Source organism: Pseudomonas putida (genome assembly GCA_029953615.1).
In the GTDB taxonomy this organism is placed as follows: domain Bacteria; phylum Pseudomonadota; class Gammaproteobacteria; order Pseudomonadales; family Pseudomonadaceae; genus Aquipseudomonas.
This window is the reverse complement of record CP124529.1, coordinates 4,420,592-4,442,986: the sequence shown is the minus strand read 5'-3', so window position 1 is coordinate 4,442,986 and position 22,395 is coordinate 4,420,592. Positions and strand designations below refer to the sequence as shown.

The window sequence follows — 22,395 nt, the reverse complement described above, 5'->3', positions numbered from 1 at the left end:
CCCGAAAGCACTGCAATTCCTGTGGGAGCGGGCAAGCCCGCGAATGGGGCTGCACAGCAGCTCCCGGACCACCCACCCATTCCGACCGCAGGGTAATCGGAAAGGTCAGCCCGACCGATCAGAGGTTCTCGTAGCGGTTCATGTCCAGCACGCCCGCCTCGACCGGCTCGGTCTCCTTGATGTAACTGTTCAGGTCATGGAAGTAGCGCCAGAACTCTGGATGACTGCGGCGCACACCCCAGCGCATGACAATGCGCTCGAACCTGGCCGGGTCATCTTTCGCATACTCCATGTCCTCGACGAACTCCGGCACATCCTTGGCCGGGATGTTGAAGATGAAGTTGGGGTAGCTACTGAGCACGCCCGGATACAGGGTCAGGGTATCCAGCCCCGGCTGGTAGCGGTAAGCCTCGCCCAGCAGAAACGCCACGTTGCTGTGCGCACGGTTGCGCAGCAGGCTGTATACCTGGCGCTGGCCACCCTGCCCTTCGATGCGCAGCATGGTCGCCTCGGGCAGCTGGTTGATCACCTTCAACCCGGCAGCCGGGCGCGACACCAGGCGGCTGAGCGACTGCTCGGCATTGCGGAACTCTTCGCTCTCCTGCGGCCGTGAGCAGAATGCGCCCTGGCAGCGGTTGATCGGGTCAGGCGCGGCATTCAGGCTGCCGGTGCGCTGCAACAGCTTCAGGCCAAAGTCACGCTTCGGGTCGCGAGCGTCGAGCTGGATACCGCTCGGGGTATCGGTGTCGATGTCTTCATAATCCATCCACATCTTCACCTTGCCGCTGTTCTGGTACCAGTCGCCGAGAATCGCCTGGCGCTGGTCGGCCGGCATCAGGCGCAGGAAATTGATCTCGGCGCCGTTGCGGATAAGGTCGAAGTACAGGCGCGTCTGCAACTGGTGCGAGACGTTGCCGAACACATCGAAGTTGACTGCAAGCTGGTAATAGGTGCGCTCGAACAACGGGTAGTCGAACAGCCACACGGTCAGCGGCACGTCACCGATCAGGCCCTTGGTGACCGAGGCGCTGTCGAAGTGGCGGAAAATGCTCAGCAACGCGTTGTCGTTGCCGGCCCACAGCGTCGCCCAGCCCGGCGCCGGCATGTCGGCATAGGCTTCGCGGCGCAGTTTTTCGTACTCGTTGCGCTTGTCACGGTAGGCGTGCCACAGGCTCAGCACGCTGCCCACGTCATCGATCTGCCCAGGCATGGCCAGCAACGGCGTGGCCTTGCCACGGTACTCGGCATCGGTGATGTAGCGGTCATGGGCCGGTTCCTGGAACAATGCCCAGAAGTTGTCGCGGATCACGTCGGTGGCGATCTGCCCACGGCATACCGGGCCACGGATGAAGGTGCGCACGAAGTACTCGGCGTTATCCAGCATGAACTGGTAGCGCGCCACTGCCGGGATCGCTTCGAAGGTTTCGAACGGGTTGGCCCGGTGGCGCGGGCCATAGCCTGGCAGCGCAGTGGCATGCCAGTCACCGGCGTAGAACAGCTGCTTGACCCGCTTGAGCTTCTGCGGCCCCATCGGGTAGGTGATGTGCGTCTTGTGCACGATCACGCCCTGCACCGGAATCAACCGGTAGTAGAAGTCGGTGCCCGGCGGGTCATTGGGGCGGCGCGTGGCGATCAGGTCGACCGGCTGGCCGCTCGGCGTGCGCGAACGTACCCACTGGAAGAAGTGGCCCTGCTCGCCACCGACGAAGTAGATGTGCGCCAGGAACAGGTGCTCGTACAGCCAGCGGCCGACCAGCGCTTCGGTGGAACCCGGGCGGTTGAGCAGCTCTTCCCAGTCGGCGATCTGCTTGGCTTCAGCCGCGCTCGGCTTGATCGGCTGGTACTCGACCGGCGCACCGGCGGCCAGCCAGCGGCGCATGGTGTCGTATTCCTTGTCGGTCAGCCCGGTAACCGCCAGTGGCATGCCTTCCCTGGGGTGGGCGCCGGCATAGGCATCGAACTCATGCGGCAGCGGGCACATGTTGTTGCGGTTCAGGCCCAGGACGATTTCCTCGGGCAGCTTGGCGTTGGGCGTGAGCGGGGTCTTGTGCCCCAGCTCGAGCATGCGCGCCATCAGCGCGGCCTGGCTGCCCTGGCTATCGAGCACCGAGTAGAAGCCCTTCTTGCGCCACTCGCCCTCGCTGTGGGCGTCGTAGAACAGCCGCGTGGTGGGCACTGCCTTGCTGCGCTCGCCCTGGTACACCGGAACCTTGGTGGCCCCGCGCACCGCGCCTTCAGGGCTTTCCAGCTTCAGTTGGCAGGCGGCGTCGTTGCAGGCGTGGCAAGCCACGCATTTCTCGGTGAAGATCGGTTGAATGTCCCGGGTGTAGGAAATAGCCGGGCTTGACTGGGGGGCTTGCCCGAACGCCACACTGCTGAGGAGCAGGGCGAAAACGCCGGCAAGAATACGATGCACCATGTGCGGAAAGTCCTGGGTATTGAAAGCCATCACGATGTGTTGCCTGGTCGTCCTTGGGTGCCCTGCTCGACGCCCGCCCAACATGAGCCATTTTCATGCAAATGGGCGATGTGCCTAAAAACCGCGCAGCTTTGTTATGATTCTGCACCTTCTGAAATTTGCCCGACCAGGTAGTTCCTATGTCCGACCGCAGCGCTCGTCTCCAAGCACTCCAGAACGCACTCAAAGAGCGCATCCTGATCCTCGACGGCGGCATGGGTACTATGATCCAAAGCTACCGGCTCGAGGAACACGACTATCGTGGCACGCGGTTCGCCGATTGGCCAAGCGATGTCAAGGGTAACAACGACCTGTTGCTGCTCAGCCGCCCGGACGTGATCGCCGCCATCGAGAAGGCCTACCTGGATGCCGGTGCCGATATTCTCGAAACCAACACCTTCAATGCCACGCAGATTTCCCAGGCCGACTATGGCATGGAATCGCTGGTCTACGAGCTGAACGTCGAGGGTGCGCGCATCGCCCGCCAGGTGGCCGATGCCAAGACCCTGGAAACCCCGCACAAGCCACGCTTCGTCGCTGGCGTGCTCGGCCCTACCAGCCGCACCTGCTCGATTTCCCCGGACGTCAACGACCCCGGCTACCGCAACGTCACCTTCGATGAACTGGTAACGAATTACATCGAGGCGACCCGCGGCCTGATCGAAGGCGGCGCTGACCTGCTGCTGATCGAGACCATCTTCGACACCCTCAACGCCAAGGCGGCGATCTTCGCCGTGCAGCAGGTGTTCGAGGAAGACGGCATCGAACTGCCGATCATGATCTCCGGCACCATCACCGACGCCTCGGGCCGTACCCTGTCGGGCCAGACCACCGAGGCGTTCTGGAACTCGGTACGCCACGCCAAGCCGATTTCCGTGGGCCTGAACTGCGCACTCGGCGCCAAGGACCTGCGCCCCTACCTGGAAGAGCTGGCGACCAAGGCCGACACCCATGTCTCGGCCCACCCCAACGCCGGCTTGCCGAACGCCTTCGGTGAATACGACGAAACCCCGGCGGAAATGGCCGTGGTGGTCGAGGAATTTGCCGCCAGCGGCTTCCTCAACATCATCGGCGGCTGCTGCGGCACCACCCCGGGCCACATCCAGGCCATCGCCGAGGCCGTGGCCAAGTACAAGCCGCGAGAAATTCCGGAAATTGCCAAGGCTTGCCGCCTGTCGGGCCTGGAGCCGTTCACCATCGACCGCCAGTCGCTGTTCGTCAACGTCGGCGAGCGTACCAACATCACCGGTTCCGCCAAGTTCGCCCGGCTGATCCGTGAAGAGAACTACACCGAAGCCCTGGAAGTCGCCCTGCAGCAGGTCGAGGCCGGTGCCCAGGTGATCGACATCAACATGGACGAAGGGATGCTCGACTCCCAGGCTGCCATGGTGCGTTTCCTCAACCTGATCGCCGGTGAGCCGGACATCTCGCGCGTGCCGATCATGATCGATTCGTCCAAGTGGGACGTCATCGAAGCCGGCCTGAAGTGCATTCAAGGCAAGGGCATCGTCAACTCCATCTCCATGAAGGAAGGCGTCGAGCAGTTCAAGCACCACGCCCGCCTGTGCAAGCGCTATGGCGCTGCAGTGGTGGTGATGGCCTTCGACGAGGTCGGCCAGGCCGACACTGCCGCGCGCAAAAAGGAAATCTGCCAGCGCAGCTACGACATCCTGGTCAATGAAGTGGGCTTCCCGCCGGAAGACATCATCTTCGACCCGAACATCTTCGCCGTCGCCACCGGCATCGAGGAGCACAACAACTACGCCGTCGACTTCATCGAGGCCTGTGCCTACATCCGTGACCACCTGCCCTACGCCCTGAGTTCGGGCGGTGTGTCCAACGTATCGTTCTCGTTCCGTGGCAACAATCCGGTGCGTGAGGCGATCCACTCGGTATTCCTCTACCACGCGATCCAGAACGGCCTGACCATGGGTATCGTCAACGCCGGCCAGCTGGAGATCTACGACGAGATCCCGGCAGCACTGCGTGAAAAGGTCGAGGACGTGGTGCTCAACCGCACCCCGCACGGTACCGACGCGCTGCTGGCGATTGCCGACGACTACAAGGGCGGCGGCGCCACCAGGGAAGTGGAAAACGAAGAATGGCGCTCGCTGCCGGTGGAAAAACGCCTGGAGCACGCACTGGTCAAAGGTATCACCGCGTTCATCGTCGAGGACACCGAAGAGTGCCGTCAGCAGTGCGCCCGCCCGATCGAGGTGATCGAGGGTCCGCTGATGAATGGCATGAACGTGGTCGGCGACCTGTTCGGCGCGGGCAAGATGTTCCTGCCCCAGGTGGTCAAGTCGGCGCGCGTGATGAAACAGGCGGTGGCACACCTGATCCCGTTCATCGAAGCCGAGAAAGGCGACAAGCCGGAAGCCAAGGGCAAGATCCTGATGGCAACGGTAAAAGGTGACGTGCACGACATCGGCAAGAACATCGTCGGCGTGGTGCTGGGCTGCAACGGCTACGACATCGTCGACCTTGGTGTGATGGTGCCGGCCGAGAAGATCCTGCAAACCGCCCGCGACGAGAAGTGGCGACATCATCGGCCTGTCCGGCCTGATCACGCCGTCGCTGGACGAGATGGTCCACGTTGCCCGCGAAATGCAGCGGCAGGGCTTCCAGTTGCCACTGATGATCGGCGGTGCCACCACCTCCAAGGCACACACGGCGGTCAAGATCGAGCCCAAATACAGCAACGACGCCGTGGTCTACGTCACCGACGCTTCGCGCGCGGTGGGCGTTGCCACCCAGTTGCTGTCCAAGGAGCTGAAAGCCGGCTTCGTCGAAAAGACCCGCCAGGAATACGAGGAAGTACGCGAGCGCACCGCCAACCGCAGTGCCCGCACCGAGCGCCTGAGCTATGCCCAGGCGATTGCCGCCAAGCCGCAGTACGACTGGGCTGGCTACCAGCCAGCGGTGCCCTCCTTCACCGGCGTCAAGGTGCTGGAAGACATCGACCTGCGCACCCTGGCCGAGTACATCGACTGGACCCCGTTCTTCATCTCCTGGGACCTGGCCGGCAAGTTCCCGCGCATCCTCACCGACGAAGTGGTCGGCGAGGCTGCCACGGCGCTGTACAAGGATGCCCGCGAGATGCTCGACAAGCTGATCGACGAAAAACTCATCAGCGCCCGCGCGGTGTTCGGCTTCTGGCCGGCCAACCAGGTGGCCGATGACGATATCGAGGTATACGGCGAGGACGGCCAGGCCCTGGCTACCCTGCACCACCTGCGCCAGCAAACCATCAAGCCGGACGGCAAGCCCAACTGGTCGCTGGCCGATTTCGTCGCGCCGAAGGCCAGTGGCGTCACCGATTATGTCGGTGGCTTCATCACCACCGCCGGCATTGGTGCCGAGGAAGTGGCCAAGGCCTACCAGGACAAGGGCGACGACTACAGCTCGATCATGGTCAAGGCCCTGGCCGACCGCCTGGCCGAGGCCTGTGCCGAATGGCTGCACGAGCAGGTGCGTAAAGAGCACTGGGGTTATGCCCGTGACGAACACCTGGACAACGAGGCGCTGATCAAGGAGCAGTACCGCGGCATTCGCCCGGCCCCTGGCTACCCGGCCTGCCCGGACCACACCGAGAAGGAAACCCTTTTCCGCCTGCTTGATGGCACGGCCATCGGCGAGACCGGGCCGAGCGGCGTGTTCCTTACTGACCACTTCGCGATGTTCCCGGCGGCGGCGGTCAGCGGCTGGTACTTTGCCCACCCGCAGGCGCAGTACTTTGCCGTGGGCAAGGTCGACAAGGACCAGATCGAACGCTACAGCGCGCGCAAGGGCCAGGATGTGAGCGTGAGCGAGCGCTGGTTGGCGCCTAACCTGGGTTACGACAGCTAAATCGGCGCTGGCTTCTTCGCGGGCTTGCCCGCTCCCACAGGGACCGCACTGCTCTTCAGGGCTGCGCAGTACCTGTGGGAGCGGGCAAGCCCGCGAAGAGGCCGGCAAAGCCAACCTCATTGCCTACACTGTCCCTGATTGCCTGTGATTTTTTTTCAGGAGCCACCATGGACGATTCCAGCCAGGGCAAGCCCCCTACCTTCTGGCAGATGCTGCACAGCATCCTCGCTGCCGCCTTCGGCGTTCAAAGCGGCAAGAACCGCGCCCGCGACTTCACCCACGGCAAGGCCAGCCATTTCATTGCGCTGGGGACGCTGTTCACCCTGGTGTTCATTGCCGTGCTGATCGGCCTGGTGCAGTTGGCCCTGCACCTTGCCCGCTAGCGGTGCCGGCAAAGCAAAAACGCCTGCGGGATTCCCTCCGGCAGGCGCTCTGGCTGCTTCATGGTCTTGAAAACAAGTCTACTGGTGGCTGACCCAATAAACGGCAGTGACCACCACCAGAACGATCAGGCAGAGGATCGCCCAGGCATCGACGCTGCTGTCAGCTTTGCGGACCTTGGTTGAGTTTCCCATTGCATTGCCTCTTGTAGTGGTTATGGGAATGCACGTCACCCAAAGCAGTTAAGACGAGCAATGCCCTTCCCTCAAGCAGGGTCTTTCAATAATTGATCGGTGACGTCAGAAAGGGGTACTGATAGCCAGGCGGCCGCCCTTCAGCGCTGTACTGCTGGAAATCGACGCCATAGTCGGCCCGCTCCAGCAGTTTCAGCCAACGCTTTGCCCTGTCCTGGTCGATCAGCTGCAACACCGGCATGCGATGCTCGCGCAGGCCGTCGCGGTTCACCGCCAGCCCCAGGGCGTCATCGTGCAGCATCACCATGGCCCAACCGCCAAGCGTGAAATGCCCGCCCATCAGCACGCTCAGGCGCCCCTCGATACGTGCCCGCAGGGCATCCGGCGAGCTGTTGATGGCGCTGAACAGCACATCACGCCCCGGCTTGCGCCCGGCCTCCTCGAACGCCTGCATGGCACCAAAGGCCATCTCGTCATTGGCCGACCACACCAGGCGAGTGGCCGGGTAGCGCTCCAGCAGCTGCTGCGCCTGCTCATAGGCGCGCTGGCGGCTCCAGCCGCCATACACCATTTGACGCAGACGCACCTGGGGGAAATCGGCCAGGGCGCGGCGCATGCCTGCCTCGCGCAGCTGCGAGGCCGGCGTGGTCTTGACCCCGGCGAAGGCCACCAGGTCCACCGGCCCGCTGTCGCGGGGCAACTGCGCGACCATCTGGTGCAGCATCTGGAAACCCGCCTGCTCGTCGTTGGCCGTCAAGGTGCCCAACAGCTCGGCATACTTGTCGGGCTGGGCCTCGATGCTGCGGGCCTGGCTGGCAGTAAGGCCGTTGTTGACCAGAAACAGCTTGACCCCGCTGCCACGCGACAGGCGGATGATCTCCGGTGCCACGTATTGCTCGTTGACCAGCACCAGGTAATCCGGCCGCTGCGGCCCGCTCAGGATCGACCTGGCGTGGGTCAGTGCCAGGTCGGCGCGGCGCTCGCTGTATTCCACGCGCAGGCTCATGCCCAGCTCGTCCGCGGCGGCCTGCATGAAGCGGGTGTAACTGGTCCAGAACGTCTCGGTGGACAGCCCCGGATTGATGAAAACCACCGAAGCCGGCTGCGCGCTTGCCGCCAGTGGCAAGGCAAGACACAAGCTATGGCACAACGCCTTGAGCATGGGCTGACATCCCTGCGAAGCAAACAAAGGATTATAAACGCCGGGCCACGCCCAGCGCACAAATGGCAGTCAGTCTCACATAGTCCAAATGGTTCTTTTCATATGCAAAAACATCACTTTAGCGCATAAACACAACCTGCTATCGTTCCTCGGCTCCGAAGCGGAGTGCGCGGCCGTGCGCGCGAATAGCTGCATGCCTGAGACAGGACTTTTATGTACGTATACGACGAGTACGATCAGCGGATCATCGAGGACCGCGTCAAGCAGTTCCGTGATCAGACCCGCCGGTATCTGGCCGGTGAGCTGAGCGAAGAAGAATTCCGCCCTCTGCGCCTGCAGAACGGCCTTTATATCCAACGTTTCGCACCGATGCTGCGTGTCGCCGTGCCGTACGGCCAGCTTAACGCCACCCAGGTCCGCACCCTGGCCAAGATCGCCCGCGACTACGACAAGGGCTACGCCCACATCTCCACCCGCCAGAACGTGCAATTCAACTGGCCGGCACTGGAAGACATCCCGGACATTCTCGCCGAACTGGCCACCGTGCAGATGCATGCGATCCAGACCAGCGGCAACTGCCTGCGCAACACCACCACCGACCAGTTCGCCGGTGTGGCCGCAGACGAAATCGTCGACCCGCGCCCGTGGTGCGAAATCGTCCGTCAGTGGACCACCTTCCACCCGGAATTCGCCTACCTGCCGCGCAAGTTCAAGATCGCCATCAACGGCTCGCAGGAAGACCGCGCCGCCATCGAAGTGCACGACATCGGCCTGGAGCCAGTGCGCAATGCCGCTGGCGAACTGGGCTTCCGTGTACTGGTCGGTGGCGGCCTGGGCCGTACCCCGGTGGTGGGCTCGTTCATCAACGAGTTCCTGCCATGGCAGGACCTGATCAGCTACCTCGACGCCATCCTGCGCGTGTACAACCGTTACGGTCGCCGTGACAACAAGTACAAGGCGCGGATCAAGATCCTGGTCAAGGCCCTTACCCCGGAAGTGTTCGCCGAGAAGGTCGAGGCCGAAATGGTCCACCTGCGTGGCGGCAGCACCACCCTGACCGAAGCCGAAGTGCAGCGTGTATCGCGCCACTTCGTCGACCCGGCCTACCTGCCCCTGGACAACGTCGACTACGCCGCCCAGGACGCCGAGTACCCAGGTTTCGCCCGCTGGCGCTCGCGCAACACTCGCGCCCACAAGCGCCCTGGCTACGTGGCCGTGACCCTGTCGCTGAAGCCCACCGGCGTTGCCCCGGGCGACCTCACCGACAAGCAGCTGGACGCCGTGGCCGACCTGGCCGAACGCTACAGCTTCGGCTTCCTGCGTACCTCACACGAGCAGAACATCATCCTCGCCGACGTCGAGCAGCGCCAGCTGCACGCGCTGTGGCTGGAATTGCGCGAAAGCGGCTTCGCCACCCCGAACATCGGCCTGTTGACCGACATCATCTGCTGCCCGGGTGGTGATTACTGCTCGCTGGCCAACGCCAAGTCGATCCCGATCGCCGAATCCATCCAGCGCCGCTTCGACGACCTGGATTACCTGTTCGACATCGGCGAAATCGACCTGAACATCTCCGGCTGCATGAACGCCTGCGGCCACCACCACGTGGGCCACATCGGTATCCTCGGCGTGGACAAGAAGGGCGAAGAGTTCTACCAGGTGTCGCTGGGCGGCAATGCCGCGCGTGGCGCGAGCCTGGGCAAGATCCTTGGCCCGTCCTTCGCCCAGGACGACATGGCCGATGTGATCGAGAAGCTGATCGCCGTGTACGTTGAGCAACGTACCGAGGAAGAGCGTTTCATCGACACCTACCAGCGTATCGGCATCGACCCCTTCAAGGAACGCGTCTATGCAGCGAATCATTAAGAACAACCAGATCGTCGACGAAACCTGGCACCTGCTGCCCAAGGAAACGTCCTTTGACGAGCTGACCAACTGCGACGACTACATCGTTCCGCTGCAGATGTGGCGCGACCATGCCCATGTGCTCAAGGCCCGCGATGGCGGCCTGGGCGTGTGGCTGGACAGCGACGAGCAGGCGGAAGAAATCGGCGAGGACGTGCATCACTTCCAGGTCATCGCGCTGAACTTTCCGGCCTTCACCGACGGGCGCAACTACTCCAATGCGCGCCTGCTGCGTGACCGCTACAAGTTCAAGGGCGAGCTGCGCGCCATTGGCGACGTGCTGCGCGACCAGCTGTTCTTCATGGCCCGTTGCGGCTTCGATGCGTTCGCCATCCGTGCCGACAAGGACCCGGAAGACGCGCTGCAAAGCCTGAAGGACTTCTCTCTCTCTCTCTCTCTCTCTCTCTCTCTCTCTCTCTCTCTCTCTCTCTCTCTCTCTCTCTCTCTCTCTCTCTCTCTCTCTCTCTCTCTCTCTCTCTCTCTCTCTCTCTCTCTCTCTCTCTCTCTCTCTCTCTCTCTCTCTCTCTCTCTCTCTCTCTCTCTCTCTCTCTCTCTCTCTCTCTCTCTCTCTCTCTCTCTCTCTCTCTCTCTCTCTCTCTCTCTCTCTCTCTCTTCTCGGTGACCTACCAGGCCGCCACCGACGAGCCGCTGCCGCTGTTCCGCCGCCGCTGATCGTCATCTTGCAATGCCAGACAGCCCGCCTATATGGCGGGCTGTTTCGTTTCCCGACCCGGCCTCTTCGCGGGCTTGCCCGCTCCCACAGGTACACCTCAGGCTTCCAGGACAGTGGCATTCCTGTGGGAGCGGGCAAGCCCGCGAAGAGGCCGGCACAGGGCGAAACCGATATTCCAGCAGCACAGTCACGACTTGCCCGCCGATTCTTGACTGTGAATCAAATGACCTTGGCCCCACCCCACCTTAATCAATCCCCCTCAAACCCGCACACTGCTGCCCACACGAAGAGCGATCGAACCCGAGCGACCAGGCTCTATTCGGCTCACCCCTCACTCACCAGGAGCAGATCCATGAGCATTCCATCCTTCGGCCTCGGCACCTTCCGCCTCACCGGCCAGGCCGTCATCGATTCGGTCAAGTCGGCCCTGGAGCTGGGCTACCGGGTCATCGACACCGCACAGATCTACCAGAACGAAGCCGACGTCGGCCAGGCCATCGCCGAAAGCGGCGTACCGCGCAACGAGCTGTTCATCACCACCAAGATATGGGTCGAAAACTACGCCGTCGCCAAGCTGATCCCCAGCCTGCGCGACAGCCTGCAGAAACTTCGCACCGACTACGTCGACCTGCTGCTGATCCACTGGCCAGCCCCAGGCAACGGCGTTGAGCTGCCCGAATACATGACCGCCCTGGCCGAAGCCAAGAAGCTGGGTTTGACCCGCCAGATCGGTGTATCCAATTTCAACATCGACCTGACCCGCCAGGCCATCGAAGTGGTCGGCAAAGGCGAAATCGCCACCAACCAGATCGAACTCAGCCCGTACCTGCAGAACGCCAAGCTGACTGCGTTCCTCAAGGAGCAAGGCATCACCGTCACCTCATACATGACCCTGGCCTACGGCAAGGTGCTGAAAGACCCGGTACTGGCCGACATCGCCGCCAAGCACAAGGCCACCGTGGCCCAGGTTGCCCTGGCCTGGGCCCTGCAGCTGGGCTACGCGGTGATCCCGTCGTCGACCAAGCGCGAAAACCTGGCCAGCAACCTGCTCGCCCGTGACCTCAAGCTGGACGCCGATGACATGGCACGCATCGCCAGGCTCGAGCGCAATGGCCGCGAAGTCAGCCCTGACGGCCTGGCGCCACTCTGGGATTGAAGCCATGACCACGCCCCTTGAACGCTTGACCGCTGGCGGCTTCAGTATCGGCCTGGAAGCGCCGCTGGACCATGACTGGACGCCCGCCGGCGATCAGGCGCGGCGCCGCGACGGCCGCCAGTTCGGCGAGCCGGACCTGGCCCGCCACGCAGAACTGGCACAACTGGCCGACCGCCTGGGCTACCGCGCGCTGTGGGTCCGCGATGTGCCGCTGTACGACCCGTCGTTCGGCGACGCCGCCCAGGTGTTCGAGGTGTTTGCCTACCTCGGCTACCTGGCCGGGATAACCCGCGACATCCTGCTCGGCACGGCTGCCGTGGTGCTGCCGATTCGCGAACCACTGCTGACCCTGAAGTCGGCCAACAGCGTGCAGCGCCTCAGCGGCAATCGCCTGCTGCTGGGCGTGGCCAGTGGTGACCGGCCGGTGGAATACCCGCTGTTCGGTCGGGATTTCGAGGGGCGCGGCAACACATTCCGCCAACAGGTCGCGCTGCTGCGTGATGGTGCCAATGGCCACCTGCCCGAAGGGTTGGCCGTATTACCTGGCACCGTCTCGCCGCTACCGTTGCTGGTAGCCGGCCTGGCTCAGCAGAGCCCGGCATGGATCGGCAGCAACCTGGACGGCTGCCTGGCCTACCCCGGCACACCGGAGGACCACCGACACCGGGTCGCCGCCTGGCGTGCGGTGGCGGGCGACAAACCCTACAGCAGCTTTATCCACCTGGACCTGGCGGACAACCCCGACGAACCGCTGCAACGCTGGCGCTTCGGTTTCCGCGGCGGCCGCAAGGCGCTGGCGGCCGAGCTGGCCGCCCTGCGCGCGGCGGGCGTCGACCATATCGGCCTGCATCTGCGGCGTAACGTGCGGCCGCTGGACGAAACCCTGCGCGAAATCGCTGAATACGTATTGCCACAATTCCATGAGACAAAAGCCCAACTGACGGAGGCCGCCCCATGACAGGAGCATGCACAACGAAAGCCGGGCGCGTCCTGTTTGCACTGGCCATCGGTGCCTTCGGCATCGGCACCACCGAGTTCACTCCGATGGGCCTGCTGCCGGTGATCGCCCAAGGTGTCGACGTCAGCATCCCCAGCGCCGGCATGCTGATTACCGCCTACGCCATGGGTGTGATGGTCGGCGCGCCGATCATGACTCTGCTGTTCAGCCGTTTCGGCAAGCGCGCCGCACTGATGGCGCTGATGGCCATCTTCACCCTCGGTAACCTGCTGTCGTCGCTGTCGCCGGACTACTACACCCTGCTTGCCTCGCGCCTGGTCACCAGCCTCAACCACGGCGCATTCTTCGGCCTTGGCGCGGTGGTGGCCGCCAGCGTGGTGCCCAGGGAGAAACAGGCCAGCGCCGTGGCCACCATGTTCATGGGCCTGACCATCGCCAACATCGGCGGCGTGCCGGCCGCCACCTGGATCGGCCAGCAGGTCGGCTGGCGCATGGCCTTTGCCGGCACCGCGTTGCTGGGCCTGTTGGCCATGGCGGCACTGTGGTATGCCCTGCCCAAGGGTGAACGCGGCAGCCTGCCGCACGTGCGCAAGGAACTGGCGGTCATCGCCCGCCCCAGCGTGCTGCTGGCAATGGCCACCACCGTGCTCGGTGCCGGTGCCATGTTCACCTTGTACACCTACGTGGCACCGGTACTGGCCGAACTGACAGGCGCCTCTGACAGCTTCGTCACCCTCGGCCTGGTACTGATTGGTGTGGGCTTCACCCTGGGCAACAGCCTGGGTGGCCGCCTGGCCGACTGGTCGCTGGAAGGTGCAGCGCGGATCTTCCTCGCGGCTCTGGCGGTGATCATGCTGCTGATGCCGCTGGTGCTGGGCAGCCATATCGGCGCCGCCATCGCCTTGCTGGTATGGGGCATGTTCACCTTCGCCGTGGTACCGCCGCTGCAGATGCGGGTGATGATCGCCGCCATCGAAGCACCGGGGCTGGCGTCGTCTATCAACGTCGGCGCGTTCAACCTGGGCAATGCCGTGGGCGCGGCGCTGGGAGGTGCGGTGATCAGCCTGGATCTGGGCTATGCGGCAGTGCCGATGGCAGGTGGCATGCTGGCGGCTGCCGGGCTGCTGCTGGTGTGGCTGGGCGGGCGTAGCAAGGCTGCCGGGAAATCCGCAGCCGATATGGCCTGAGCGCGCTCCTACACGGGGACCGCGCCGGGCGTGGCACTTCGGCATGTTGGGCCGGCGCCCGGATGATCACCCCGGGCTCAGCGAACTGGGGCTCTGATCAGCCCTGCAGCGGGCGCCTGGCCCGCTCCCACAGGTATCGGGCTGAGCTCACGAAATACCCGGTTCCGGTGGGAGCGGGCGTGCCCGCGAAGGGCTGCAAAGCAGCCCCGATAAAGCCAGCCTCGATGGATGTCCGAAACGCGACAGTGGCTGCCTGTTCGGCGTGAGACAGGCAAACCGGGCACTGGCTACCCTTCTTCGGCAAATGCCTTGTTCCCTTTCGCCAGAAGAAGATCGCCCATGACGACCTCCACCGCCTCCATGGCCGCCACCACGTCTGCCGACCAACCCCAGGGTTTTCTGGTCAGCATCGTCGGCGCGGCCGCATTCGCCCACCTGCTCAACGACCTGATCCAGGCCGTGTTGCCGGCTATCTACCCTATGCTCAAGAGCGATTTCGCGCTGAGCTTTGCCCAGATCGGCTGGATCGCCCTGATCTACCAGGTGACCGCCTCCCTGCTGCAACCCTGGGTCGGCCTGTACACCGACAAGCACCCGCAACCCTACCTGCTGCCGGCTGGCATGCTGGTAACGCTGGTGGGCATCGCCCTGCTCGCCTTCGCCAGCAGCTATGAAATGCTGCTGGTAGCCGCAGCGGTGGTCGGCGTGGGCTCGGCGACCTTCCACCCCGAAGCCTCGCGAGTGGCCAGGATGGCCTCCGGCGGGCGCTTCGGCACCGCGCAATCGACCTTCCAGGTCGGTGGCAATACCGGCTCGGCCCTCGGCCCGCTGCTGACCGCTGCCATCGTCATTCCCCACGGCCAGGCGGCCATTGCCTGGTTCATGCTGGCAGCCGCGCTGGCGGTCTTCGTGCTGCTGCGGGTGACCGGCTGGACCGTGCGCCATGGCCAGACCCGGCTCAAGACCTTCGCCGGCCAACAGGCCCCGGGCCTGTCGCACGGTGCCATGTGGCGCGCAGTGGCGGTTATCGCCGTGCTGATGTTCGCCAAGTTCGTCTACATCGCCTCGTTTACCAACTACTTCACCTTCTACCTGATCGAGCATTTCGGCCTGAGCGTGCAGAGCAGCCAGTTGTACCTGTTCGTGTTCCTTGCGGCAGTGGCGCTGGGCACCTTCGCCGGTGGCCCGGTGGGTGACCGTATCGGGCGCAAGGCGGTGATCTGGGTCTCGTTCCTCGGCGTGGCGCCCTTCGCCCTCGCCCTGCCCTATGCCAACCTGGCCTGGACGGCGGTACTGGCGGTGACCATCGGCCTGGTGATGTCCTCGGCTTTCGCCGCCCTGGTGGTGTATGCCCAGGAAGCCGTGCCGGGCCGGGTCGGCATGGTGTCGGGGGTGATGTTCGGGTTGATGTTCGGGATCAGCGGCATCGGCGCCGCCGGGCTCGGCGAGCTGGCCGACCGGCATGGCATCGAGTGGGTTTACCAGGTTATCTCGTTCTTGCCGCTGCTGGGGCTGGCCACCGCGCTGCTGCCGGCGACCCGCTCGCATGCCCGCCCCAACCGCTGCTGCTAAAGTGGGCGTGCCGGGCTGCCAGTACAAGGGGGGGCAAAATGCTGAAGCCGCAGCGTGAATTGCTGGTGGAGGTCGATCAATGGACCTGGGAAGTGGGCAGCCGTGCGACGGACTACCCGAGCGACTGGTTCATCGAGCCTCACAGCCATGCCAAGCATCAACTGATCTATGCCATCAAAGGCCTGATGATCGTCGAGTCCGGCAACGAACGCTGGACCGTGCCCCCCAGCCGCGGCGTCTGGATGCCCTGCGGCCAGGTGCACGCGATCCGCTGCGTGGGCGATGTAAAGATGCGCAGCGTGTTCGTGCGCAGCGACGCGGCAGTGCAGCTGCCACTGCAAAGCAAGGCCATCAGCATCTCGCCGCTGCTCAGCGAACTGATCAAGGCCTCCGTAGGCTTTAGCGCACCGTTTGCCGACGACTCGCGGGAAGCCCGAGTGATGCGCCTGATCCTCGATGAGATCTGCGTGCTGCCGACCTTGCCGCTGAAGCTGTCGCAGCCCGGTGACAAGCGCCTGCAGGCGATCTGTTCGGCATTGCACGAGCGACCTGACGATAAAGCCACCGTGGCCGACTGGGGCCAGCAGCTGGGGGTGGACGAAAAGACCATCCAGCGCCTGTTTCGCAAGGAAACCGGCATGACCTTCGGCCAGTGGCGCCAACAGGCGCGGCTGATGCAGGCATTGGAGCGGATCGCCACGGGCGAGCGGATCATCGATGTGGCGGGGACGCTGGGGTATGACAGCCCTAGCGCCTTCGCCAGCATGTTCAAGCGCCAGTTCGGCATCACGCCGAGTCAGTTCTTCAAATAGCCTGCAGGAAACATACAAGATCCCCCCGCGTCGCCTGATCTCGCGCAGCAACCCTGCCAAGCCGTGTACAGTACCCTTCACAACAAAGCCCCCAGAAGGAGCCAGGCACATGAGCGTGACGCTGTCCCCCCTGCAGATCGACTGCGATTTCGATTCCGGCAACATCCAGGTGCTGGATGCCAGCAACCCGGCCAGGGTGCACCTGGCCATCCGCCCGGACACCCACAGCGGCCACTACCAGTGGTTCCACTTCAAGGTCAGCGGGCTGACGCCGGGCCAGGTCCATCGTTTCAGCCTCGACAATGCCTCCGGCTCCTCCTACAAGAACGCCTGGAGCGGCTACAACGCCGTGGCCTCCTACGACCAGCAGACCTGGTTCCGCGTCCCCAGCCAGTTCGACGGCACGGCGCTGTCCTTCGAGGTCAAGGCCGAACAGCCACACATCTGGTTCGCCTACTTCGAGCCCTACCCGCGCGCGCGCCACAACCAGCTGATCGAACGTGCACAGCAGCTGCCGGGGGTCGAGTTGCTAGCCAGTGGCCGCAGCGTACAGGGCCGCGACATTCCCCTGCTGCGTGCCGGTGACGGTGCCGCTGGCAAGCGCAAGCTGTGGCTGATTGCCCAGCAACACCCGGGCGAACACATGGCCGAGTGGTTCATGGAAGGCGTGATCGACCGCCTGCAGGCCAATGACGCCGTGATCCGGCAGTTGCTGGCCAAGGCCGACCTGTACCTGATTCCCAACATGAACCCCGACGGTGCCTTCCTCGGCCACCTGCGCACCAACTTCAAGGGCAAGGACCTCAACCGTGCCTGGCAGGACGCCAGCGTCGAGTTCAGCCCCGAGGTGTTCTTCGCTCAGGCGCAGATGAAGCAATACGGCGTGGATGCGTTCATCGACGTGCATGGGGACGAGGAGATTCCCCATGTGTTCACCGCAGCCTGCGAGGGCAACCCGGGCTACACGCCGCGGCTGGCCAAACTGGAGGAGCAGTTCCGCAGCACCCTGTGCAGCCTGACCCGCGACTTCCAGACCGTGCATGGCTACACCCGCGACGAGCCGGGGCAAGCCAACACGACGCTGGCCTGCAATGCGGTGGGGATGGCCCATGATTGCCTGTCACTGACGCTGGAAATGCCGTTCAAGGACCATGACGACGCGCCGGATGCCGTCACCGGCTGGTCGGGAGCGCGCTCGAAGGCACTGGCCGGGGCGGTACTGGAGACATTGGCGAGGATGGTGGGTGATTTGCGCTGAGGCCCCTGGCTGACGCGCCCCCTGTGGGAGCGGGCGTGCCCGCGAAGAATCCAGCGCGGTGCATGGCACCGGCTTCGCCGGTGTTCGCGGGCACGCCCGCTCCCACAAGGTCCCCCCAATAGCAATCCTGCGCTCAGAACTGTACGTCCAGAATCACACTGTCGGTATAGGTCGCTGCCGGCGGTGTAGCCTGGTCGGTGTAGACCTTGGCGTTGTAGTTGAACACCTGGCTACCGGTACCGGTACCCGTGCCGGGGTTCACATCGGCATCGGCACTGGCCCGTCGCGCAGCCCCTGTCGAACCCCACCGCACCGCCCCGGCGCTCTTGAAAATGTCATAGGCCAGGTAGTTGTTGGCCGCCGACTTCATCCGCCGTCGCCCATTGGCTGCGTTCTGGCCGTCATCCAGGCCCACGGTGTAATTGCTGCCCTTGGTGCACGATACACTCAGGCTCTGGTTCACAGTGCCGAAGCCTGCCACCACCGGCGCACTGGCGAAGCTGATGCTGGGTGTGGAGATCTGGCAGTCGTTGGTCACCACCAGGCTCACGTACAAGCTCTGGCTACCCGAGTTGATGTCACGCCCCACGCAAAGCCCGCCGAGGCCAATCCCCGCACAGTAGTTCCAGCTCCAGGCCACGGTCAGGGTCTCCTGGTACAGCCCTGCGGCGACGTTGCTGCCAGTCTGGGTACGCATGTAGATCGGCACAGTCTTGGGCGTGGAGCTGCCGAGCAACCCCAGCAGGTCGATGATATTGTTGCGGGCGAAGTCGTAGGGCTGACCACGGGTCAGCGGATAGTTGGTGCTGTTGTCGGCATACAGGGTGTAGGGGATCACGTCACCCGTCGGGCCGACCAGCCCGCCCGACGCGGGCAGGATGGTGGCATAGAAGTGATCATCGCTACTGAGCAGGGTGAGCAGCGAGCCACTGCACTGCAACCCCGAGTTCAGCGTCGAGGTGCTTTGTACCGTATTCAGGACCTGTCTCGAGCTGAGGCTGCCGAACGCTGCCGGCGACGTCGCAACCGACGAGCACAGCGCCCACGCCGAAGCTGCCGGCAGTAACAGCAACCCCGCCCACAACCCGCGCCAGCAGGCCGTCATTTGCACACCAACGGGCCGATCAAGGGGATCGAGCCTTGCGCTTCGGGCAGGTCGAACGCCACCTGGCAATGCCCGCCCCCTTCCAGCTCCACCTGCAGGCGGTTATGCGCCGCCAGGTTCTCCAGATACACCAGGCCATCCCAACCGACCACCGCCTGGCCGCCACTTTCAGCATGGGTGACGCGGCTGCCCAGCTTGAGCACCTGCCGGTCAGCGTCGACCAGTTCGACGCTGGCCGCCAGCACACGCCTGAGCGGGAATTCCAGCAGGTAGCCGCTGCCCCGACGCACCGCCACCCGCTGTTCCACTTCCGGCGCGAGGATGTCCGGTGGCAGGTCCATGGGGTCGATCTCGTACTTGCCGCGGTAGTAACCGCTGCCGTACGGCACCAGCAGGTGACCGTTGGCATCGGTGCGGCCGACCTCCTGGTTTTCATAGCGCACCGGCACATCGGCGTAGCCCCCGGTGCTGACCACCACGAAGGCATCATCGATACGGTTGGCCGCGAACAGCCCGGCATCCATCCACACCAGCGAGCCACTGGCGTCGGCCCAGCGGGTCATCTCGCCACTGCTGCCATACATACCAGCCTGCAACTGCACCGACTGCAGGCGCCAGGTGACATCGGCCTGGCGGTAGGCGTCGCGCTCGCTACCGGCGGCGTAGCCCAGGTTGTAGCCGACACCACCGCCCACCGGCGTGGCACGGCTGTAGTTGACCCGCTGTAGTGTTTCGCCTTGCTGGCTACGCTCCATGCCCAGGGCCAGGGTGCCGTGCAGGTCGAACGGGATCACCAGTTGCGCCTGCACCGCCCACTGGCTGTCCCCCACTTCACGGTTGGCCGACAGGTACACGCTGCTGTTGCCCCACAGCGGCCTGCTGTAACTCAGGTTGATCAGCCGGGTACGTGTGTCGTCACCGGCGCGCACGTCGAAATAGCCGGCGCCGATGTTGCCGTACTCGTTCAGGTTCAGGCTCAACGTGACCTGTTCGCTGCGCTGGCTCAGCTGCATGTCCTGGCTATCGACCCGGGTCAGGTCGGCGTAGTCGCCGTAGCGTTGCAGGCGCTGATAGCTGAAGCCGACGCGCTGGCTGTTGTACTGGTAGCCGAGGGCGACCTGGTGGCCCTTGTCGCCATCGAATCGGCTCTGCGCCAGGGCCGCGTTGAGCACGCCGAAGTTGCCCAGCCGCATGTTGCCGCCCAGGCCGCCCAGCATCAGCGAGCCAGCGCTTTCGGCATGGGTCTCCAGGGTGAACACGTCGCTGACCCCGTAGCGCAGGCTTGCCGAAGCAACCCCGGGGCCGTAGGCAAAATCGCGCACGCCGTAGTCACGGCGCAGGCTGCCGGCCGCTACCGAATAATCCGCCAGGCCCTGCTGCAGCAGGCTGCTGGTGACGTAGAACGGCAAGGTGGTCGACACCTGCCGGCCAAGGGCATCGGTGGTAACCACCACTGCTTCCCCGGCGCCGTTGATGAACGGCACGTTGGTCAATGTATAAGGGCCCGGCTGCAACTCGGTGGTGCTGGACTTGTAGCCATTGATGAACAGGTCCAGCGAGGTCGGTACCGCTGCTTCACCAGAGAACGCCGGTAACGGGTAGGTGACCAGATCGGGGCGCACGGCGAAATCGCGCGATAACTGCACGCCGCCGACCCGCACCGAGCTGGTCCAGGGCAAGGCGCCGGTGACCAGGTCACCGGCTTCGTAGGTCAGCAGGCGCTGCTCGTCGGTGAAGCGCCAGGTGGTGTCGTAACGCAAGAAGCCCTGGCGCGTGTCGTCGGCCGGCGCCCCCTCGAACGACTGGCGCCACTGACCGGTGCTGGAGAACGTACCCCAGCTGTCGAACAGCCGCAGTTCGTTCCAGGCCGCCAGATAGCTGCCGCCGTCATCGGTGTCGTTGAGGTACAGGTCGTAGTTGAACAACGCGCCGAAACTGCTGCGCGCATCGCTGGCCGGGTACAGATTGCGCTCGCCCAGCTGTTGATCGGGCAGCCAGGCCGGGGGCACTTGCAGCAGCAGGCGCTGGTTCTGGCTGTCGTAGTCGGCGTGCAACCCCGCGATGGCCTCCAGCGCCACCTCGCCCTGGGGGTTGCCCGGCAGCGAGACACCAGCCCCGCGCAGCACCTCGCTGTCCAGGTACAACTGCCCGGCGCGCTGCTGCACCGGTACCAGTTCAGCCTTGGGCATCTGGTTCACCAGCAGTTCGAGGTACAGCGTTGCGTCGGCGATGACCGACAGCTCCGTGGGCGGTGGCGGCAGGTCGTTGGCCAGCGCCAGGCCAGAGCCGAACAGGGCCACCCCCAGGCAGCAGCGGTGGGTAGTCGCCGTCAGCCACCACCCACATGGTTTGCGACCATTGCCAGGTCCTCCCTGGCCGCAGCGCGGCATTCAGGCGCACGCTCATTGGCTTTGGCGGATGGGGTCCGCGCTGCTCTGGCCGTTCACCCTCCCCTTCAGCACACTGCCGGCACTGGCTGCCAGCGGTGCCGGCCAGCGCATGCTGGCCCCTGGCAGCACATAGCCCAGCAGGCCCTCGGCCAGTGGCGCGCTATGGCTGCCCTGCTGCACCACCACATCGGTCAGGCGAGCATGCACCGGGCCGGTGTTACGCAGTTCCACATAGGGCTTGCCCTGCACGGTCACCGCGCGCCAACTGAGTTGCGGCTTGCCGACGCCCTCGGCATTGCGCTTGCCCGCCGGGTCGGCCTTGCCCCACAGGCCTTCGCCATAGACGAACAGCGGGACCGAGTAGCGCATCTGCAGGCGGATCGCCGCGGTGGTGCCGGGCTCGGCCTTGTCGACGGGGATGGCGGGCGGGATTTCGTCGATGATGATGCGGTAGGCCTGCTCCTGGCCGACTGGCGAGGGGCCAGTGCGGGTCAGGCGGATCAGTTGCTTCTGCCCGGGGGCGATGCTGGCCACCGGCGGGCTGCCGATGATCTCGCGCTGCGCCTGATACTGTTCCTGGTAGTCACCCTGGCGCCAGGCAAACACCCGCACCTGCAAGTTGGCCGGTGCGCTGCCGCGGTTTTCCAGCCAGAGTGCGCCGGCCTTCTGGTCAGCCTCCAGCACCGGGTCGATCGGCCAGATCAGCACCGAGGTGGCGGCCCCGGCCGGCAGGCTCGCCAGCCACAATGCGCCGATCAATCCACGCGCCCACTTCGCGCCTGCCCCCATGAAGCTCTCCTTGGATACTGGTCGTTGGTGCCGACGTATTCACCAGGTCACGGTCACCTGTACTACATCGGTGTAGGTCCCTGCCGGCAGCGTGCCGCTCAGCTGGACCCGTCCGTACACCGGCAGTTTGATCGCCGTCGGGTCGGTGTAGCTCACGGCCACGCTCTGCCCGATCCCCAGGCTCTGGCTATAGGCCGCGTCCCGGTACAACTGGTAGGCCAGCATCTGCGTGCCGCCCGTTCGCTTGAGGTTGCGCATGCCGCTGGCACTGTTCTGCCCGCCATCCACACTCATGCTCACGGCGACCCCTGGAGTGCATTGAAAGGTCACCGTGGTACCGCCCAGCGAGGTGCCGATACCCCCGGTGGCCAGCGCCGATCGCGTGCCGTAGTCAAGCGTCCCGTAGCTGCTCGCGCCGCCAACCACCAGGCACCCGGCGACGATCTGCGCCGACACCAGGAAGCTGCTGCTGGTCGCCGCATCCAGCGGCGCGGCCAGCAGCACGCCGAGGCTGCCCAGGCCAACCGCCAGCCAGTTGCGCATGGT

Annotated in this window: 14 protein-coding genes and 3 pseudogenes; 11 read left to right on the top strand and 6 right to left on the bottom strand. The window is 64.4% G+C overall.

Annotation, left to right across the window (positions count from 1 at the left end):
- Nucleotides 1–118 precede the first annotated feature (118 nt).
- On the bottom strand, nt 119–2,419 hold the full coding sequence (locus QIY50_20365; GenBank protein WGV23100.1) for a fatty acid cis/trans isomerase: 2,301 nt from the start codon (nt 2,417–2,419) through the stop codon (nt 119–121).
- Nucleotides 2,420–2,598: 179 nt separating this feature from the next.
- Here QIY50_20365 and metH point away from each other — a divergent pair.
- Nucleotides 2,599–6,307 (top strand): annotated as a pseudogene (gene metH, locus QIY50_20360) (methionine synthase).
- 167 nt (nt 6,308–6,474) lie between these two features.
- The gene (locus QIY50_20355) at nt 6,475–6,690 is read left to right on the top strand and encodes a DUF2970 domain-containing protein (protein ID WGV19662.1); all 216 of its coding nucleotides are present in this window, start codon (nt 6,475–6,477) and stop codon (nt 6,688–6,690) included.
- Nucleotides 6,691–6,967: 277 nt separating this feature from the next.
- Here QIY50_20355 and QIY50_20350 read toward each other — a convergent pair whose 3' ends face one another.
- Nucleotides 6,968–8,044, bottom strand: coding sequence for an ABC transporter substrate-binding protein (locus QIY50_20350; protein WGV19661.1), 1,077 nt, complete (start codon nt 8,042–8,044; stop codon nt 6,968–6,970).
- A 213-nt stretch (nt 8,045–8,257) separates the two neighbouring features.
- Here QIY50_20350 and QIY50_20345 point away from each other — a divergent pair, with 213 nt between their 5' ends.
- From QIY50_20345 to QIY50_20305, 9 genes and pseudogenes are all read left to right on the top strand, one after another.
- Entirely contained in the window at nt 8,258–9,910 is a 1,653-nt protein-coding gene (locus QIY50_20345; protein ID WGV19660.1) for a nitrite/sulfite reductase, read from the top strand.
- Nucleotides 9,894–10,340 (top strand): annotated as a pseudogene (locus tag QIY50_20340) (DUF934 domain-containing protein). The gene QIY50_20345 and the pseudogene QIY50_20340 overlap by 17 nt, the downstream one beginning before the upstream one ends.
- A gap of 209 nt (nt 10,341–10,549) precedes the next feature.
- Nucleotides 10,550–10,621: pseudogene (locus tag QIY50_20335) on the top strand (oxidoreductase).
- Nucleotides 10,622–10,974: 353 nt separating this feature from the next.
- On the top strand, nt 10,975–11,778 hold the full coding sequence (gene dkgB, locus QIY50_20330) for a 2,5-didehydrogluconate reductase DkgB (protein ID WGV19659.1): 804 nt from the start codon (nt 10,975–10,977) through the stop codon (nt 11,776–11,778).
- A gap of 4 nt (nt 11,779–11,782) precedes the next feature.
- Entirely contained in the window at nt 11,783–12,736 is a 954-nt protein-coding gene (locus tag QIY50_20325; protein WGV19658.1) for a TIGR03571 family LLM class oxidoreductase, read from the top strand.
- The gene (locus QIY50_20320) at nt 12,733–13,923 is read left to right on the top strand and encodes an MFS transporter (GenBank protein WGV19657.1); all 1,191 of its coding nucleotides are present in this window, start codon (nt 12,733–12,735) and stop codon (nt 13,921–13,923) included. The genes QIY50_20325 and QIY50_20320 overlap by 4 nt, the downstream gene beginning before the upstream one ends.
- A 339-nt stretch (nt 13,924–14,262) precedes the next feature.
- On the top strand, nt 14,263–15,495 hold the full coding sequence (locus QIY50_20315; protein WGV19656.1) for an MFS transporter: 1,233 nt from the start codon (nt 14,263–14,265) through the stop codon (nt 15,493–15,495).
- A gap of 38 nt (nt 15,496–15,533) precedes the next feature.
- On the top strand, nt 15,534–16,307 hold the full coding sequence (locus QIY50_20310) for a helix-turn-helix transcriptional regulator (GenBank protein ID WGV19655.1): 774 nt from the start codon (nt 15,534–15,536) through the stop codon (nt 16,305–16,307).
- Nucleotides 16,308–16,416: 109 nt separating this feature from the next.
- Entirely contained in the window at nt 16,417–17,565 is a 1,149-nt protein-coding gene (locus QIY50_20305) for a M14-type cytosolic carboxypeptidase (GenBank protein ID WGV19654.1), read from the top strand.
- Nucleotides 17,566–17,698: 133 nt separating this feature from the next.
- On the opposite strand, the gene QIY50_20300 is transcribed toward QIY50_20305, so the two are convergent.
- Genes QIY50_20300 through QIY50_20285 form a run of 4 tightly spaced genes read right to left on the bottom strand, consistent with a single transcriptional unit; the run spans nt 17,699 to nt 22,392 of the window.
- Nucleotides 17,699–18,670, bottom strand: coding sequence for a spore coat U domain-containing protein (locus tag QIY50_20300; protein WGV19653.1), 972 nt, complete (start codon nt 18,668–18,670; stop codon nt 17,699–17,701).
- Nucleotides 18,667–21,060, bottom strand: a complete 2,394-nt coding sequence (locus QIY50_20295) for a fimbria/pilus outer membrane usher protein (GenBank protein WGV19652.1) — start codon at nt 21,058–21,060, stop codon at nt 18,667–18,669. The genes QIY50_20300 and QIY50_20295 overlap by 4 nt, the downstream gene beginning before the upstream one ends.
- Nucleotides 21,061–21,072: 12 nt before the next feature.
- Nucleotides 21,073–21,849 (bottom strand): molecular chaperone, encoded by a 777-nt coding sequence (locus QIY50_20290; protein WGV19651.1) that lies wholly within the window; start codon nt 21,847–21,849, stop codon nt 21,073–21,075.
- A 39-nt stretch (nt 21,850–21,888) separates the two neighbouring features.
- Nucleotides 21,889–22,392: a spore coat U domain-containing protein gene (locus tag QIY50_20285; GenBank protein WGV19650.1), complete on the bottom strand. Its 504-nt coding sequence runs from the start codon at nt 22,390–22,392 to the stop codon at nt 21,889–21,891.
- Nucleotides 22,393–22,395 lie beyond the last annotated feature (3 nt).

Coding starts and splice junctions, on each gene's coding strand:
- QIY50_20365 (WGV23100.1), bottom strand. CDS start 2,419: ATGGTGCATCGTATTCTTGCCGGCGTTTTCGCCCTGCTCCTCAGCAGT.
- QIY50_20355 (WGV19662.1), top strand. CDS start 6,475: ATGGACGATTCCAGCCAGGGCAAGCCCCCTACCTTCTGGCAGATGCTG.
- QIY50_20350 (WGV19661.1), bottom strand. CDS start 8,044: ATGCTCAAGGCGTTGTGCCATAGCTTGTGTCTTGCCTTGCCACTGGCG.
- QIY50_20345 (WGV19660.1), top strand. CDS start 8,258: ATGTACGTATACGACGAGTACGATCAGCGGATCATCGAGGACCGCGTC.
- dkgB (WGV19659.1), top strand. CDS start 10,975: ATGAGCATTCCATCCTTCGGCCTCGGCACCTTCCGCCTCACCGGCCAG.
- QIY50_20325 (WGV19658.1), top strand. CDS start 11,783: ATGACCACGCCCCTTGAACGCTTGACCGCTGGCGGCTTCAGTATCGGC.
- QIY50_20320 (WGV19657.1), top strand. CDS start 12,733: ATGACAGGAGCATGCACAACGAAAGCCGGGCGCGTCCTGTTTGCACTG.
- QIY50_20315 (WGV19656.1), top strand. CDS start 14,263: ATGACGACCTCCACCGCCTCCATGGCCGCCACCACGTCTGCCGACCAA.
- QIY50_20310 (WGV19655.1), top strand. CDS start 15,534: ATGCTGAAGCCGCAGCGTGAATTGCTGGTGGAGGTCGATCAATGGACC.
- QIY50_20305 (WGV19654.1), top strand. CDS start 16,417: ATGAGCGTGACGCTGTCCCCCCTGCAGATCGACTGCGATTTCGATTCC.
- QIY50_20300 (WGV19653.1), bottom strand. CDS start 18,670: ATGACGGCCTGCTGGCGCGGGTTGTGGGCGGGGTTGCTGTTACTGCCG.
- QIY50_20295 (WGV19652.1), bottom strand. CDS start 21,060: ATGCCGCGCTGCGGCCAGGGAGGACCTGGCAATGGTCGCAAACCATGT.
- QIY50_20290 (WGV19651.1), bottom strand. CDS start 21,849: ATGGGGGCAGGCGCGAAGTGGGCGCGTGGATTGATCGGCGCATTGTGG.
- QIY50_20285 (WGV19650.1), bottom strand. CDS start 22,392: ATGCGCAACTGGCTGGCGGTTGGCCTGGGCAGCCTCGGCGTGCTGCTG.